The following is a 17,263-nucleotide window of genomic DNA, read 5'->3' as shown; positions in this document are numbered from 1 at the left end:
GGTGCAGGTCCAGATGCGTGGAACAATCATTCACGGCTGCGCCAGAACGAGGTAGAAATGGTTGCCATCCGGCAGGTCTCGGCGGATCAGAACAGCGAGTTGGCCGCCTGCGTCAGAGCCTGGCGGCACCGGCTGGTGCCCGACGACCGGCAGGTCGCCCGGCGACGCCGGGCCCGTCGGTCGACCGTCACCCAGGAGGAGATCGCGGAGATCGTCGGGGTGAGCGTCGTCTGGTACAGCAACCTCGAACGCGGGGTGCGGGCCAACTACTCGGACGCCTTCCTCGACGCCGTCGCCGAGGCGCTGCGCCTCGACCGGCACGAGCGGGAGCTGCTGTATCTCCTGGCCGTCGGCCGGATGCCGCCGCCGTCGCCGGTCGGCGCGACCGCCGTCGTCCTCGGCCCCGCCCTGCGCCAGTTCGTCGAGGGGCAGCGCTGGGCGACCTACGTGCTCGACCGCTATGCCCGGGTGGTGCTGCACAACGATGTCTGCGAGGCCTACTATCCCTGGCTGCGCAGCGATCCCAGCTATCCCCGCTGGCTGTTCACCGACGCCGACGCGCGCCGCAGGCTGGTCAACTGGGAGACCGACTGGGCGGCGCCGCTGCTCACCCAGATGCGTATCGCCCAGGCGCTGCACCCCCAGGACGCGGGGATCGCCGCCCTGGTCGACGCCTGCCTCGCGACCAACCCCGAGGCCCGCTGCCTGTGGAACGCCCACGCAGCGTACGGGTGCGCGCTGCGGTCCAGGCGCGGCATCCGGCTCTCCAGCGACCACCGGACGACGCTTGTCGACGTCGTGACCCTCACCGATCCGAGCGCGAGTGAGCTGCAGATCGTCTCGCTGATTCCGGTGGCCGACCCGGCGTAGCCGCCTTTCACCCTCCGCTTTCGCCCCGGCGAATTCCGCCGCCGGCGGCGTCCGGCTGTCCGCGTGCCCGCGCGGAAACCGTTTACACCAACTGCCACTTGGTGAAAGTGGCAATTTCTGGCCGCCGCTGCTATCGCCCGGCAGGATTCTCCCCGGCCGCTTCCGGGGGCTATGTGGACTCCCTGCGGCATCGATGTGGACCGGAGGCGGATCATGAATCCATTCGACGATGCGGACGGCACTTTCCTGGTGCTGGTGAACGCCGAGGCGCAGCACTCGCTGTGGCCGGAATTCGCCGAGGCGCCGGCGGGCTGGGCCGTGGCATGGGGGCCGGGCGGACGCGACGACGCGCTGCGCTTCGTCGAGGAGAACTGGCAGGACATGCGGCCGAAGAGCCTCGCCCTCGCCATGGAGCAGGCCGAGAGCGCCGCGTCCCATGGGTGAGGACGACCGGCGTTGGCCGTTGAGCAGCGAGCAGCAGCGGCTGTGGTTCCTCGACCGGTTGGCGCCGGCCAGCGCCGCGTACCACGTTCCGGTGTCGTGGCGGCTGCGGGACGCCGTACCGCTGCCGGAGGTCGTCGCCACCGTCGGCCGCCTGCTGGCCCGGCACGACGCGCTGTTCACGGCCTTCGAAGAGGTCGACGGCGAGCCGGTGCAGCGCCTCCTGCCGGGCCGCGAGCTGCCCCTGGAGGTCCACGACCTCACCGGCTGCCCGCCCGCCGGGCGCGACGCGCGATGCGCCGAGGTGGTGCGGGAGGTGTCCCGCCGGCCGTTCGACCTGGGCGTCGGTCCCCTGGTCCGCGCGGCGGTGTTCGCCGTCGACGGCCAGGTGCGGCTGCTCCACCTCACGTTCCACCACATCGCCGTCGACGGCCTCTCGCTGGAGATCGTCGAACGGGAGTTGGCCGCCGGGCTGGGCGGCGCTCCCGTGCCGCCCCCGGCCCAGGCCACGTACGTCGAGCACTGCGCCCGGCAGCAGCGCTGGCTGGCCGGGCCGCAGGCGCAGCGGGGACTCGACCGGCGCGTCGAGCAGTTGCGCGGCGCGCCCGAGCTGCTCGAACTCGGCCGCGACCGGCCCCGGCCCCGGGACTTCACCTATCGCGGCGAGACCCTGCGGTTCGCCGTGGAGCCCGGCGTCCGGGACCGGGTGCGGGCCCTGGCGGCGGGCAGCGGCGTCACGGCGTACGTGGTGCTGCTCGCGGCCTTCCACGTCTTCCTGCACCGGCAGACCGGGCAGACCGACCTCGTCGTCGGCTCGCCGGTCGCCGGCCGGGTGGACGGCCGGTTCCTGGACGTGGTCGGCCTGTTCGCCGGCACGATGGTGACCCGCACCGACCTGGGCGGCGAGCCGACCTTCGAGGCCGTCGTGGCGCGCACCCAGGAGTCGGTGCTGGACGCCCTGGAGCACCTCGACGTGCCGTTCGACCGGCTGGTCAACCGCCTCGTGCCGCAGCGGGCGCCCAGCCACGGCCCGCTCGTGCAGCTGCTGTTCGCGTTCCACGAGACCGGACCGTCAAGCGGGGCCGAGACCGGCCCGTCAAGCGGGGCCGAGACCGGCCCGTCGATCGGGGCCGAGACCGGCGGGTCGTTCCTGACCCGCGAGTTCGTGCCCACGGACACGGCGAAGCTGGACCTCACGTTCACCGTCTACGACGTCGGCGACCGCTTCGACATCGAGATCGAGTACTGCACGGACCTGTTCGGCCGCGACGCGGTCGAACACTTCTTCCGGCACTGGTCGCAACTGCTGGCGAGCGCGCTCGACCAGCCCCGGCTGGCGATCGGACACCTCGCGGCGATGGACGACGCCGAGCGGTCGCTGATCCGCTCCTGGTCGGCGGCCGTCGAGCCGGGGGAGCCGGATGGCCCGCTGGTGCACGAGTTGGTGGGTCGGTGGGTGGATCGGTCGCCGGGTGCGGTGGCGGTGGTGTGTGGGGAGGTGGTGTTGACGTATGGGGAGTTGGGTGCGCGGTCGGATCGGGTGGCGGGGTTGTTGCGGGGGTTGGGGGTTGGTGGGGGTTCGTTGGTGGGGGTGTGTGGTGGGCGGTCGGTGGAGTTGGTGGTGTGGTGTTTGGGGGTGTTGAAGGCTGGTGGGGCGTATGTGCCGTTGGATGTTGATTATCCGGCGGAGCGGTTGTCGTGGATGTTGGTGGATTCGGGTGTGTCGGTGGTGTTGGGGGGTGTGGGTGCGGCGGGTCGGTTGCCGTCGGGTCCGTGGCGGGTGGTGGAGGTGGATGGGGAGGCTGAGGCCGAGGTCGACGAGGTTCCACCGGTGCCGACGACAGGGGACAGCGCGGCTTATGTGATCTACACGTCGGGGTCGACCGGCCGCCCCAAGGGCGTCACCGTGACCCACCGCAACGCGGTACGGCTGTTCGCCTCGGCCGCCCGCGACTTCGACTTCGGGCCCGACGACGTCTGGTCCATGTTCCACAGCTCGTCGTTCGACGTCTGCGTCTGGGAGACGTGGGGCGCGCTGGGCACCGGCGGCCGGCTCGTCGTGGTGCCCTACTGGGTCTCCCGCAGCCCCGACGACCTGTACGCGCTCGTGCGGGACGCGGGCGTGACCGTGTTCAGCCAGACCCCGTCCGCGTTCGTCCAGTTCGAGGCCGCCGACGCCCGGCTCGCCGACCCGCACCCGCACCCGCACCCGCACCCGCAGTCGCACCCGGTGCCGCTGGCGCTGCGCTACGTCGTCTTCGCCGGCGAGGCCCTGGACCACGGTTCGGTGCGCCGGTGGACCGCCCGGCACGGCTGGGACCGGCCGCGACTGGTCAACATGTACGGGATCACCGAGACCACCGTCCACAACACCTTCCGCGAGGTCGGGCCGGACGACCTGACCCGCGCCCTCACCCAGATCGGCCGCCCGCTGGCGGACCTGGCGATCCACGTCCTCGACGGGCACCTGCGGCCCTGCCCGGTCGGCGTCATCGGCGAGATGTACGTCGGCGGGCCCGGGGTCGCCCGGGGCTACCTCGGCCAGCCCGGGCTGACCGCCGGACGCTTCGTGGCGGACCCCGTCGGCGACGAGCCGGGCGCCCGCCTCTACCGCAGCGGCGACCTCGCCCGGTGGCGTCCCGACGGGACCCTGGAGTACGCCGGCCGCGCCGACAGCCAGATCAAGATCCGGGGCTTCCGGGTGGAGCTGTCGGAGATCGAGGCCGTCGCACACCAGTTTTCCGGCGTCGCTGGCGCGGTCGTCACCGTCCGGCCCGACGACGCGGGCGCCCCGCAGCTCATCGCGTACGTGGTGCCGGAGGCCGGGTCGGCGGCACCGGTCGCCGAGCTGCGGCAGTTCCTGGCGGACCGGCTGCCCGACTACATGGTGCCGGCGCGCTTCGTGGAGCTGGCGGCGATCCCGCTGACGCCGAGCGGCAAGACCGACCACCGGCGGCTGCCCGACCCCGTCGAGGAGGCCCGCCCCGCCGGCAGCGGCGACTACGTCCCGCCGCAGGGCCCGGTGGAACGGCGGCTCGCCGAGATCTGGGTCGACGCGCTCGGGCCCGTCCAGGTGGGCCGGCACGACAACTTCTTCCACCTCGGCGGCGACTCGATCCGCAGCATCCGGGTGCTCGGCGCGGCCCGCGCCAGCGGCATCTCCTTCGAGTTGCAGGAGCTGTTCCACCGCCCCACGATCGCCGAGCTCGCCGCCGCCTGCACGGTCGTCGACGTCCCCGACGCCCCGACGCGCCGCCCGTTCGAGCTGGTCGACGCCGCCGACCGGGCCCACCTGCCGGGCGGGCTCGTCGACGCGTACCCGATGACGGCGTTGCAGGTCGGCATGGTCTACGAGATGACCCGCGACCCGGAGCGGCTGCCGTACCACAACGTCGACAGCATGAAGGTGCGCGCGCCGTTCGAGGCCGACGCCTTCTCCCGGGCGGTCGCGCACGTCGTGCGCCGGCACCCGATCCTGCGTACGGCGCTGGCGCTCACCGACTACAGCGAGCCGCTGCAGCTCGTGCACGCCGAGGCGGTCCTGCCGGTCGGCTGCGACGACCTGCGCGGCCTCGACGAGGCGGCGCAGGACGAGATCGTCCGGGCCTACCTGGAGCACCAGCGGGTCACCCCGTTCGACCACGACCGCCCGCCGCTGCTGCGGATGCACGTGCACCGCCGCACCGACGACGTGTTCCAGTGGACGCTCACCGAGCACCACGCCGTGTTCGACGGCTGGAGCCTGCACTCCACGCTCAGCGAGATCATGCGGGTCTACCAGGGCCTGCGCGACGGCGTCGAGCCGGCGGACCCGCCGCTGACCGCGCAGTACCGCGACTTCGTCGAGCTGGAACGCGCCGCCCTCGCCTCGACCGAGACCGAACGGTTCTGGCGCGAGCGGCTGGCCGAACCGCCGGACACCCGACTGCTGCGCTGGCCCGACGGCCCCGTGCCGGAGCTGGCTGGCGAGCGGCGCTTCGCGGGCGAGTGGTGGTACGCCACCGACGCCCGCCAGCGCTACGGCTCGGTGGAGACGGTGCTCAGCCCCGAGCTCTGCGCGGCGCTGGGGGACCTGGCCAACCGGTGCGGCACCCCGCTGAAGGCCCTCTTCGTCGCGGCCTGCCTGCGTACGGTCGGCTACGCCACCGGCGCGACGGACGTGCTGGTCGGCGTGACCGCCAACGGCCGGCCGGAGGAGGCCGGCGGCGACGACGTGCGGGGGCTGTTCCTCAACACGCTGCCGTTCCGGCTGGCGCTGCCCGACGGCACATGGACGGACCTGATCGCTGCGGTCTTCGCGGCCGAGCGCGACATGCTGCCGCACCGCCGCTTCCCCATGGCCGAGATGCAGCGCCGGCTCGGCATGGACCAGCCGGTCAACGTCAACTTCGTCTACAACCACTTCCACGTGATGGCCGAGATGCTCTCCGGCCGGGGCACCGAGATCCTCGACGGCAAGATCGGCAGCTTCTCCACCGTCCGCGCCGAGCCGACGAACTTCCCGCTCAACATCGGCGTCGTCCGCGACCCGGTGTCCGACCGGGTGCTGCTGGCCATGGACTTCCACACCGACGCCGTCCGGGCCGAGCAGGTCCGGCTGCTGCGCGACTGGTTCGTGGCCGCTCTGTGGGACATGGTGACCGCGCCGGACCGCCGCTACCTGCGCGAGCCGCTGGCCGGGGCGGCGGAGCGGTCCCTGCTGGCCTCCTGGTCGGCGGCGGCCCGGGAACCGGAGCCCGCCGATCGCGCGCTGCTGGTGCACGAGTTGGTGGGTCGGTGGGTGGATCGGTCGCCGGGTGCGGTGGCGGTGGTGTGTGGGGAGGTGGTGTTGACGTATGGGGAGTTGGGTGCGCGGTCGGATCGGGTGGCGGGGTTGTTGCGGGGGTTGGGGGTTGGTGGGGGTTCGTTGGTGGGGGTGTGTGGTGGGCGGTCGGTGGAGTTGGTGGTGTGGTGTTTGGGGGTGTTGAAGGCTGGTGGGGCGTATGTGCCGTTGGATGTTGATTATCCGGCGGAGCGGTTGTCGTGGATGTTGGTGGATTCGGGTGTGTCGGTGGTGTTGGGGGGTGTGGGTGCGGCGGGTCGGTTGCCGTCGGGTCCGTGGCGGGTGGTGGAGGTGGACGGGGAGGTCGCGGTCCCGGTGGCGGCGGTTCCGTCGGTGCCGACGACAGGGGACAGCGCGGCTTATGTGATCTACACGTCGGGGTCGACCGGCCGCCCCAAGGGCGTCACCGTTCCGCACTCCGCCGTCGCCCGGCTGCTGCACTGGGGCGAGGAGTTCCTGACCGCCGGCCCCGACGACGTCTGGTCCATGTTCCACAGCTCGTCGTTCGACTTCTCCGTGTGGGAGATCTGGGGCGCGCTGAGCACCGGCGGCCGGGTCGTCGTGGTGCCCTACTGGGTCTCCCGCAACCCCGAGGACTTCCACCGCCTGGTCACCGACGCCGGGGTCACCGTGCTCAACCAGACCCCCTCCTCGTTCGCCCAGTTCGAGGACGTGGACTCCCGGTCCGACCGGCCCCACTCGCTGCGCTGGGTGGTCTTCGGCGGCGAGGCCCTGGAACACGCCTCGGTGCGCCGGTGGGCCGCCCGGCACGGCTGGGACCGGCCGCGACTGGTCAACATGTACGGGATCACCGAGACCACCGTGCACGTCACCGCCCGTACCCTCGGGCCCGACGACGTCGGCGACGGCCTCAGCCGGATCGGCCGCGAGGTGGCCGGGCTGACCGCCCACGTCCTCGACCCGATGCTCGTGCCCGTGCCGCCCGGCGCGGTCGGCGAACTCTACGTCGGCGGCGCGCGGCTGGCGCGCGGGTACGTCGGGCGGCCCGGACTCACGGCGGAGCGGTTCGTCGCCGACCCGTACGCCAGCCCGCCCGGCGGGCGGCTGTACCGCACCGGGGACCGGGTGCGGCTGCGCCCCGACGGCGACCTGGAGTACGCCGGCCGCGTCGACAACATGGTCAACATCCGGGGCTTCCGGGTCGAGCCCGGCGAGGTCGAGGCGACGATCGCCCGGCACCCGGACGTCGGCGCGGCCGTCGTGGTGACCCGCCCCGACGAGGCGGGCCGCGCCGGGCTCGTCGGCTATGTCACCCCCGCCGGCTCCGCCACCCTCACCGCGGCGCAGGTACGCGAGTGGCTGCGCCACCAGCTTCCCGAGTACCTGCTGCCGGCGCGGCTCGTGGTGCTCGACGCGCTGCCGCTGACCCCGACCGGGAAGGTCGACCGGGCGGCGCTGCCCGAGCCCGCACTCGACGGGTCGGCCACCGGCCCGGCCCCCCGCACCCCGGCCGAGCGCATCCTGTGCGACCTCTTCGCCGAGCTGCTCGGCGTGCCCGAGCTGGGCATCGACGGCAGCTTCTTCGGCCTCGGCGGCGACAGCATCATGTCCATCCAGCTCGTCAGCCGGGCCCGCCGCGCCGGCCTGCGCCTCAAGCCGAAGGACGTCTACCAGCAGCGCACCGTGCGCGCCCTGGCCGCCGTGGCGACCACCGTGGACGGTGCCGACGGCGGCACCGCCGACGACGGCACCGGCGCGGTGCCGCTGACGCCCATCATGGCCTGGGCGAAGGAGGAGCTCGGCGGCCCGCTGGACGCGTTCAGCCAGTCGATGCTGGTGCGGGTGCCCGCCGGGCAGACCGTCGAGCGGGTCGGTGAGGCCGTGCAGGCGCTGCTCGACCACCACCCCGCGCTGCGGATGCGGGCCCGCACCGGGCCGGGCGACGGGCCGTGGGAGCTGGAGATCCCGCCCGCCGGGGCGGTACGCGCCGACGACTGCCTGCGCGTCGTCGACCTCGCCGACGCCGACGCGGCGGACCGGCCGGCGCTGATCGCCGCGCAGGCGCGGGCCGCCCGCGAGCGGCTGCGCCCCGCCGACGGCGTGCTCGTGCAGGCCGTCTGGTTCGCCGCCGGCCCACACGTCGGGAACCGGCTGCTGCTGGTCGTGCACCACTTCGCCGTCGACGGGGTGTCGTGGCGGATCCTGCTGTCCGACCTGCGCGCGGCCTGCGCCGCGCTCGACGCGGGGCGACCGCCGGCGCTGGAGCCGGCGGGCACCACGCTGCGCGCCTGGGCGCGGCAGGTCGCGGCGCTGGCCGGGGAGCCGACCCGCGCCGACGGGCCGACCAGCGCCGACGCGCCAAACCGCGCCGACGCGCCAACCCGCGCCGACGCGCCAAACCGCGCCGACGCGCCAAACCGCGCCGACGCGCCAAACCGCGCCGACGAGCTGGCCGCCTGGACGCGGCTGCTGGACCGGCCCGACCCGCCGCTGGGCGACCGGCCCCTCGACCGCCGCGTCGACGTGCACGGGCGGCTGCGCAGCGTCTCCCGCACCGCGTCGCCGGCCTGCACCTCCGCCGCGCTCACCACGGCGCCGGCCGCGTACCGGACGGGGGTGGACGAGATCCTGCTGAGCGCCCTGGCGCTGGCGCTGCCGCCCTGGCTGGCCCGGCGGGGCCGGGGCGGCTCCGGCGGGGTGCTGGTCGCCCTGGAGGGGCACGGCCGCGACGGGCTCGTGCCCGACGCCGACCTGTCCCGCACCGTCGGCTGGTTCACCCGCATCCACCCCGTCCGGCTCGACCCGGGCCCCGTCGACGGGGCGCAGGCGCGCACCGGCGGCCCGACCGTCAGCGCCGCCGTCAAGCGGGTCAGGGACCAGCTCACCGCCCTGCCCCCGGCCGGCGGGTACGGCGTGCTGCGCTACCTCGACCCCCGGACCGGCCCCGCGCTCGCCCGGATGCCGGCCCCGCAGGTGGCCTTCAACTATCTCGGCCGGTTCCCCGCCGCCGAGCCGGACGACTGGGGGCCGGCCGAGGAGGGCCTCGTGCTGCGGGGCGGGGCCGACCCGGGCGACCCCGTGCCGCACGCCCTGGAGATCGGCGCCGTCACCGTCGACGGCCCGGCCGGGCCGCAGTTGCGTACCACCTGGTCGTGGCCGGCGGGGCTGCTGGCCGAGACCGACGTGGCCGACCTGGCCGACGACTGGCACGCCGCCCTGGAGGCCGTCGTGGCCAGCTCGGCGACGCCGTCCGCCGGCGGTCACACGCCGGCGGACCTGCCGCTGGTCTCGCTGACCCAGGACGAGATCGACGACCTCGAGCAGGAACTCGCGGCGGAACAGGGAGCGGTGTCATGACGACGACGAACATCGAGGACATCCTGCCGCTGTCGCCGTTGCAGGCCGGGATGATGTTCCACTCCTGGCAGGGCAGCGCCGGCCCGGAGGTGCAGACCGCGCAGCTCATCCTCGACCTGCACGGCCCCCTCGACGCCGCCGCGCTGAAGGCGGCGGCGGGCGGGCTGCTGCGCCGGCACCCCAACCTGCGGGCCAGCTTCCGGGACCGCCGCTCCGGCGCGCCCGTGCAGGTGATCACCAGGGGGGCGGGCCTGTCGTGGACGGAGGTGACCGTCGAGCCGGGCGAGGACCCCGACGCCGCCCTCGCCCGGCACACCGAGGCCGACCAGGGCCGCCGCTTCGACCTGCGGCGGGCCCCGCTGATCGGGTTCCGGCTGATCCGCGTCGACGGCCACCGGCACCGGCTCGTCGTCACGTACCACCACATCCTGCTCGACGGCTGGTCCACGTCCCTGCTGATCCGCGAGCTGTGCGCCCTCTACGAGCACGGGGGCGACGGCGCGGCGCTGCCGCCGCCGGTGCCGTACCGGGACTTCCTGGCCTGGCTCGCCGCGCAGGACCGGCCGCGCGCCGAGGCGGCCTGGCGGGCGGCGCTGGCCGACCTGGACGGGCCGACCCTCGTCGCCCCCGCCGACCCGGCCCGCGCCCCCGTCTGGCCGGGCAGCCTGCCCGGCGAACTCGGGCCGCAGGAGACGGCGGACCTCGTCGCGTTCGCCCGCCGGCACGACCTCACCGTCAACACCGTCGTGCAGGCCGCGTGGGCGCTGCTCGTCGGCCAGCTCACCGGCCGCTCCGACGTGACGTTCGGCGCGGCCGTGTCCGGGCGGCCCCCCGAGCTGGCCGGCGCGGAGAGCATGGTCGGCCTGCTGATGAACGTCGTGCCGGTGCGCGTGCGGCTGCGCCGCGACGAACCGCTGTCGGCGCTGCTGACGCGGATCCAGCACGAGCAGGCGCACCTCATCGAACACCACCACCTCGGCCTCGCCGACGTGCAGAAGGTCGCCGGGACGGGCGAGCTGTTCGACACCTGCGTCGCGTTCGAGAACTTCCCCGAGTCCGGGGAGCTGCGCTGCGGGCCCCTGCGCGTCGAGGCGGGCGCGGACGACGCCGCCCACTACCCGCTGAGCCTCAACGCGGCGGCGGGCACCCGGCTGCGGCTGCGGCTGTCGTACCGGCCGGACCTGTTCCCGGCGGCCTTCGCCCGGGGACTGCTGCGCCGGTTCACCCGGCTGCTCACAGAGCTGCCCGCCGCGACGGCGACCCGCACCGGGCGGCTCGACCTGCTCGGCGTCGAGGAGCGGCACCGGCTGTCCACCCAGTCCCGCAACCCCGACCCGGTGCCCGTGGCGACCCTGCCGGCCCTGGTGGAGGCGTGGGCCGCCCGCACCCCCGACGCGGTCGCCGTGCGCTGCGGCACACGGAGGCTGACGTACGCCGAACTGAACGCCGACGCGAACCGGCTCGCCCACGCGCTCGTCGCCCGGGGCATCGGCCCGGAGCGGCTCGTCGCGCTCGCCCTGCCGCGCGGCGTCGACCTCGTCACCGCGATCCTCGCCGTCACCAAGGCCGGCGGCGGCTACCTGCCGGTCGACCCGGAATACCCGCGCCCCCGCGTCGAGCAGATGCTGGCCGACGCCGAGCCGGCCTGCGTCGTGTTCGCCGGGGCGGACGCCGCGCCGGTGGCCCGCGCCGCCGCCGAGGCCGCCGGCCTGCCCCGCCTCGACCTGCGCGACCCGGCGCTGGCGGCGGAGCTGGCCGGCCGCCCGGACCGCGACCCGACCGACCGGGACCGCCGCGCCCCCCTGCTGCCGACCCACCCCGCGTACGTGATCTTCACGTCGGGGTCCACCGGCCGCCCCAAGGGCGTCGTCGTCACCCACCGGGGCGTCAGCAGCCTCGCCGCCACCCAGGCCGCCCACCTCGGCGTCGACGGGCGGGCCCGGGTCCTCCAGTTCGCCTCGCCCAGCTTCGACGCCTCCTTCTGGGAGCTGTGCATGGCGCTGACCAACGGCGCGGCGCTGGTCGTGCCGACCGAGCGGCTGCTCGTCGGCGAGCCGCTGGCCGAGTGCGTCCGGGCGCACGGGGTCACCCACGCGACGCTGCCCCCGGCGGTGCTCACCCAGCTCGCCGTGCAGCCGCTGCCGACCCTGCGCTCCCTGGTGCTGGCCGGCGAGGCGCTGCCCGCCGAGCTGGTGACCCGCTGGGCGACCGGCCGCCGCATGGTCAACGCGTACGGCCCGACGGAGACGACGGTGTGCGCCACCATCAGCGCCGACCTGCGCGCCGACCGGGTCGAGGCCGGGGCCGCCGTGCCCATCGGCCGCCCGGTGCGCAACTGCCAGGTGTACGTCCTCGACGACAGCCTCCGGCTCGTCCCCGCCGGGGTGGCCGGCGAGCTGTACGTGTCGGGGCGGGCGCTGGCCCGCGGCTACCTGCGCCGGCCGGGGCTCACCGCGACCCGGTTCGTCGCCGACCCGTACTCGGGGCCGGGCGAGCGGATGTACCGCACCGGCGACCTGGTGCGCTGGCGTCCCGACGGGGAACTGGAGTTCGTCGGGCGGGTCGACGACCAGGTGAAGGTGCGGGGGCACCGGATCGAGCCCGGCGAGGTGGAGGCGGTGCTGACCCGCCACGACGCGGTCGCGCAGGCGGCGGTGGTCGTCCGCGAGGTCGGCACGGGCGGCCGGCAGCTCGTCGCGTACCTCGTCGGGGCGGCGGGCGGACCCGCCCCCGACCCGGCGGCCGTGCGCGCCTTCCTCGCCGCCCACCTGCCCGAGTTCATGGTGCCGAACATCTTCGTGCGGCTCGCCGCCCTGCCGCTGACCCCCAACGGGAAGGTCGACCGGCTGGCCCTGCCCGCCCCCGGCCAGGAGCCCGCCCCCGGCGACGACCTGCCGGGCACCGCCACCGAGAAGCTGCTGTGCGACCTGTTCGCCGAGGTGCTCGGGGTGCCCACCGTCGGCGTGGGGGACAGCTTCTTCGGCCTCGGCGGCGACAGCATCTCGTCGATCCAGCTCGTGAGCCGGGCGCAGAGCGCGGGGCTGGCCATCCGGCCCCGGGACGTCGTCGCCCACCCGACCGTCGCGCGGCTGGCCGCCGCCGCCGACCTCGCGGCCGACGTCGCCGCCGACCGCACCCGCGACGCCGCCGTCGCCCGCGCCGACGACGGGGCCGGCGAGCTGGACCCGACGCCGATCATGGAGTGGCTGCGGTCGGCCGGCGGGCCGGTGGACGGCTACTACCAGTCCATGGTGGTGCGCGTGCCCGCCGGGCTCACCGAGGCCGACCTGCGCGCCGCCGTGCAGGCGGTCCTCGACCGGCACGACACGCTGCGGATGCGGCTGGACCGGCCGTCCTGCCCCGACGGCCCGTGGCGGCTCGACGTGGCCGCGCCGGGCAGCGTGCCGGCCGCCTCGGTGCTGACCCGGGTGCCCGTCGACCCGGCCGAGGAGGAGCCGGCCCTGCGGGCGGTCGTGGCCGCGCACGCCCGCGCGGCGCAGGCCCGGCTCGCGCCGGCCGCGCGGGTCATGCTCCAGGCCGTCTGGTTCGACGCCGGCCCGCAGGCCCGGGGCCGGCTGCTGCTGGCCGCCCACCACCTCGCCGTCGACGCCACCTCCTGGGGGATCATCCTGCCCGACCTGGCCGCCGCGTGGGCCGCCGCGTCGGCCGGGGCCCGGCCCGAGCTGGCCCCGGTCACCACCTCGTACCGGCGGTGGTCGGCGCTGCTCGCCGAGGAGGCGACCCGGCCGGCGCGCGTCGCCGAGCTGGACCTGTGGCGCGGCGCGCTGACCGCACCCCCGCCGCCCGTCGGCACCCGCCCGGCCGACCCGGCCCGGGACACCGCCCGCACCGCCCGCAGCCTGGCCCAGACCGTGCCGGCGGAGCTGTCGGCGGCGCTGCTGCGCCGCGTCCCCGCCGCGTTCCACGCCGGGGTCGACGAGGTGCTGCTGGCCGCGCTGACCATCGCGGTCGCGTCCGCCCGGCCCGGCGGGCTGCTCGTCGACGTCGAGAGCCACGGCCGGCAGCCGCTGACCGAGCACGTCGACCTCTCCCGCACCGTCGGCTGGTTCACCAGCCTGTTCCCGCTGCGGGTGGACCCGTCCGGCGTGGACTGGGCGGACGTGTGGGCGGCCGGGGCGGGCGTCGGCGTCGTCGTCAGGGAGGTCAAGCAGCGGCTGCGGGCCGTGCCCGACAACGGCATCGGGTACGGGCTGCTGCGCTACCTCAACCCGGTCACCGGCCCCGAACTCGCCGGGCTGGGCCGCCCGCAGTTCGGCTTCAACTACCTGGGCCGGCTCGGCGGCGGCGCGGCGGAGGCCGACTGGACGCCCATCGCGCAGGATGCTCTCGGCGGCGACGTCGACGCGGACATGCCGCTGCCGCACGCCGTGTCGCTGAACGCCGTGACCACCGACGACGCCGACGGGCCCCGGCTGCGGGCCACCTGGACCTGGGCCGGCGACGCCGTGCCCGAGCACCGGGTCCGCGAGCTGGCCGCCGCGTGGCTGCGCGCGCTACAGGTGCTGGCCGACAGCGCGGCGACCCCGGCGGCGGGCCGGATCCCGTCGGACTTTCCGCTGGTCGACGTCGGGCAGGCCGAACTCGACGCGATCGGGGCCGAGTATCCCCGCCTGGCGGACCTGCTGCCGCTCGCGCCGTTGCAGGAGGGCATCCTCTACCACGCCACGTACGCCGAGGCCGGCGCGGACGTCTACACCGCCCAGCTCACCCTGGAGCTGACCGGCCGCCTCGACCCGCAGGCGCTGCGCCGCGCCGCCGGGGACCTGCTCACCCGGCACCCGCACCTCGGCGCGGCGTTCCGGCAGCGGCTCGCCGGCCCACCGGTGCAGGTTCTCGGCGACGGCGTGGAGCTGCCGTGGCAGGAGACCGACCTGTCGGCGCTGCCCGGCACGGAACGCGACGCCGAGGCCGCCCGGATCGCCGACGCCGAACGGCGGCGGCGCTTCGACCCGGCCCGGCCGCCGCTGCTGCGGTTCAGCCTGACCCGGCTCGACGCCGAGCGGCACCGCCTCGACTTCACCCACCACCACATCCTCCTCGACGGCTGGTCGCTGTCGCTGGTGGTGCGCGACCTCATCGCCGGCTACGAGCACCACCGGGGGGCCGCCGCCCCGCCACCGGCCGTGCCGTTCCGCGACTACCTGGCGTGGGTGGCCCGGCAGGACCGGTCGGCCGCCGAGGCAGCGTGGCGGGCGGCCCTGGCCGGGCTGACCGAGCCGACCCTGCTGGCCGGGCCGGGCGCGGCCCACCCGACGGCGCTGCCGCGCGACATCGACCTGGAGCTGGACGAGGAGCTGACGGCGGCGCTGACCGCCCTGGCCCGGGGACGCGGCGTCACCGTCAACACCGTGCTCCAGGGCGCCTGGGGCGTGCTGCTCGGCTACCTCACCGGCCGCGCCGACGTCGTGTTCGGCACGCCGGTGGCGGGACGCCCGCCGGACCTGCCGGGCGTCGAGCAGATGGTCGGGCTGTTCCTCAACACGCTGCCGGTGCGGGTGCGCACCGGCCCGGGGGAGACCTTCGGCGACCTGCTGACCCGGCTGCACGGCGAACAGTCGGCCCTCGTGCCGCACCAGCACCTCGGGCTGGGCGCGGTGCAGCGGCTCGCCGGCACCCAGGGCACCCTCTTCGACACCCTGTACGTCTTCGAGAACTACCCCGTCGCGCTCGACGGCGCGCCGGCCGTGGGCGAGGCCCGGATCACCGCCGTGGCGGGCCGCGACGCCACCCACTACCCGCTGGCCGTTGTCGTGCTGCCCGGCGCCCGGATGCGCGTCCGCGTCAGCCACCAGCCCGACCTGGTCGACGCGGCGACGGCGACGGCGGTGCTGGAGCGGCTGGCGGCGCTGCTGCGGGCGGTCGTCGCCGACCCGGGCGTCCCGGTGGCCCGGCTCGCCCCGCTCACCGGCGCGGAACTGCGCCTGCTCGCGGACGCCAACGACACCGCCCACCCGGCCGGGGCCGCCGACGATCCGGCCTCGCTCACCCTCGCCGGGCTGGTCGAGGCGCAGGCGCGGCGCACCCCCGACGCGGTCGCCGTCCGCTGCGGCGACGAGGAGCTGAGCTACGCCGGCCTCGACGCCGCCGCCAACCGGCTGGCCCACCTGCTGATCGCGCGCGGGGCCGGCCCGGAGCGGGTGGTGGCCGTCGGGCTGCCCCGCTCCACGGCCAGCCTCGTGGCGATCCTCGCCGCCGTGAAGGCGGGCGCGGCGTACCTGCCGGTGGACCCGGACTACCCGCCCGCGCGCCGGGCGCTGATGGTCGGCGACAGCGCGGCCGTCTGCGTCGTCGCGACCCGGGACACCGCCGGCCGGTTGGTCGCCGACGGCTGCCCCGCCGACCGCTGCCTCGCCGTCGACGACCCGGCCGTGGCGGACCTGCTCGACCGGCAACCCGCCACCGCGCCCACCGACCGGGACCGGCGCGCGCCGCTGCGCCCCGGGCACCCCGCCTACGTCATCTACACGTCCGGCTCGACCGGGCGGCCCAAGGGGGTGGTCGTCCCGCACGCCGGCATCGTCAACCGGCTGCGGTGGATGCAACAGGAGTACGGGCTGACCGCCGGCGACCGGGTCCTGCACAAGACCAGCCTCAGCTTCGACGTGTCGGTGTGGGAGATGTTCTGGCCGCTGTCCACCGGCGCGGCGGTCGTCGTCGCCGACGCGGAGGAGCAGCGCGACCCGACCCGGCTGGCCCGGCTGATCGCCCGGCAGGGCGTCACCACCGCACACTTCGTGCCGTCGGTGCTCGCCGCGTTCCTGGCCGAGCCGGTCGCCGCGTACTGCGCCGGCCTGCGCCGGGTGATCTGCAGCGGCGAGGCGCTCGACCCCGACCTGGCGCACCGCTTCCACGCCGCCTGCGGCGCGGAGCTGCACAACCTGTACGGGCCCACCGAGGCGTCCGTGGACGTGACCCACTGGCCCGTGCCGGCCGGCGCGCGCCCGGCGTACGTGCCGATCGGCCGGCCCATCTGGAACACCCGGGTCCACGTGCTCGACGGCTTCCTGCGCCCGGTCCCGCCGGGCGTGGTGGGCGACCTCTACCTCTCCGGCGTCGGCCTGGCCCGGGGCTACCTGGGCCGGCCCGCCCTGACCGCCGGGCGGTTCGTGGCCGACCCGTTCGGCGGCCCCGGGGAGCGGATGTACCGCACCGGCGACCGGGCCGCCTGGGACGCCGCCGGCCAGGTGGTGTTCCACGGGCGCGACGACCAGCAGGTGAAGGTGCGGGGCTTCCGCGTCGAGCTGGGCGAGATCGACGTCGCGCTGGCCCGCTGCGCGGGCGTGGCCGCGGCGGCGACGGCGGTCCGGGAGGACGTGCCGGGCATCCGCCGCGTCGTCGGCTACGTCGTGCCGCAGCCGGGGACCCCGTTCGACCCGGCCCGGCTGCGCGCCGAGCTGGCGGCGAGCCTGCCGGCGTACCTGGTGCCGGCGGCGCTCGTCGAGCTGGCCGCGCTGCCGCTCGCGCCCAACGGCAAGCTCGACCGCGCCGCCCTGCCCGCGCCGCCGGCACCGGCCGCCGGGGCGGACTCCGGAGCCGACGCCGACGCCGGGGCGGTCACCGCCTGGGAGGCCCGGCTGTGCGCGCTGTTCGGCGAGGTCCTCGGCGTGCCCGCCGGGGTCGACGACGACTTCTTCGACCTCGGCGGGGACTCGCTCACGGCGATGCGGCTGGTGCACGGCGTCGAGGCGCTCGGCGTCGACCTGGAGGTCCTGGAACTGATGCTGCACCCCACCCCCGGCCGGCTGGCCGCGCACCTGCCCGAACCCACCCCTGCGAACGAAGGTTGACGAC

General features: G+C 75.7%; 4 protein-coding genes. All 4 read left to right on the top strand.

Features of this window, described 5'->3' with window-relative positions:
* Positions 1 to 57: 57 nt before the first annotated feature.
* The 4 genes from ACFYWL_RS13595 (at position 58) to ACFYWL_RS13580 (ending at position 17,259) form a co-directional block, all read left to right on the top strand.
* A complete protein-coding gene (locus tag ACFYWL_RS13595) occupies positions 58 to 870 on the top strand; it encodes a helix-turn-helix domain-containing protein (RefSeq protein ID WP_386971714.1) in 813 nt (270 codons plus the stop codon).
* 213 nt (positions 871 to 1,083) lie between these two features.
* Positions 1,084 to 1,314 (top strand): MbtH family protein, encoded by a 231-nt coding sequence (locus tag ACFYWL_RS13590; protein ID WP_386971712.1) that lies wholly within the window; start codon positions 1,084 to 1,086, stop codon positions 1,312 to 1,314.
* 19 nt (positions 1,315 to 1,333) lie between these two features.
* Complete coding sequence (locus tag ACFYWL_RS13585; RefSeq protein WP_386971709.1) at positions 1,334 to 9,451, top strand: amino acid adenylation domain-containing protein; 8,118 nt, start codon at positions 1,334 to 1,336, stop codon at positions 9,449 to 9,451.
* Positions 9,448 to 17,259: an amino acid adenylation domain-containing protein gene (locus ACFYWL_RS13580; RefSeq protein ID WP_386971706.1), complete on the top strand. Its 7,812-nt coding sequence runs from the start codon at positions 9,448 to 9,450 to the stop codon at positions 17,257 to 17,259. Before ACFYWL_RS13585 ends, ACFYWL_RS13580 begins: the two co-directional genes overlap by 4 nt.
* Positions 17,260 to 17,263 lie beyond the last annotated feature (4 nt).

Source organism: Micromonospora sp. NPDC002575, from assembly GCF_042889525.1.
Classification (GTDB): domain Bacteria; phylum Actinomycetota; class Actinomycetes; order Mycobacteriales; family Micromonosporaceae; genus Micromonospora; species Micromonospora carbonacea.
Note: the sequence above shows the minus strand (reverse complement) of the source record. Positions and strands in the feature narration are given on the sequence as shown.

Excerpts from the sequence above, each read along its gene's own strand:
- ACFYWL_RS13595 (WP_386971714.1), top strand. The coding sequence starts at position 58 with ATGGTTGCCATCCGGCAGGTCTCGGCGGATCAGAACAGCGAGTTGGCC.
- ACFYWL_RS13590 (WP_386971712.1), top strand. The coding sequence starts at position 1,084 with ATGAATCCATTCGACGATGCGGACGGCACTTTCCTGGTGCTGGTGAAC.
- ACFYWL_RS13580 (WP_386971706.1), top strand. The coding sequence starts at position 9,448 with ATGACGACGACGAACATCGAGGACATCCTGCCGCTGTCGCCGTTGCAG.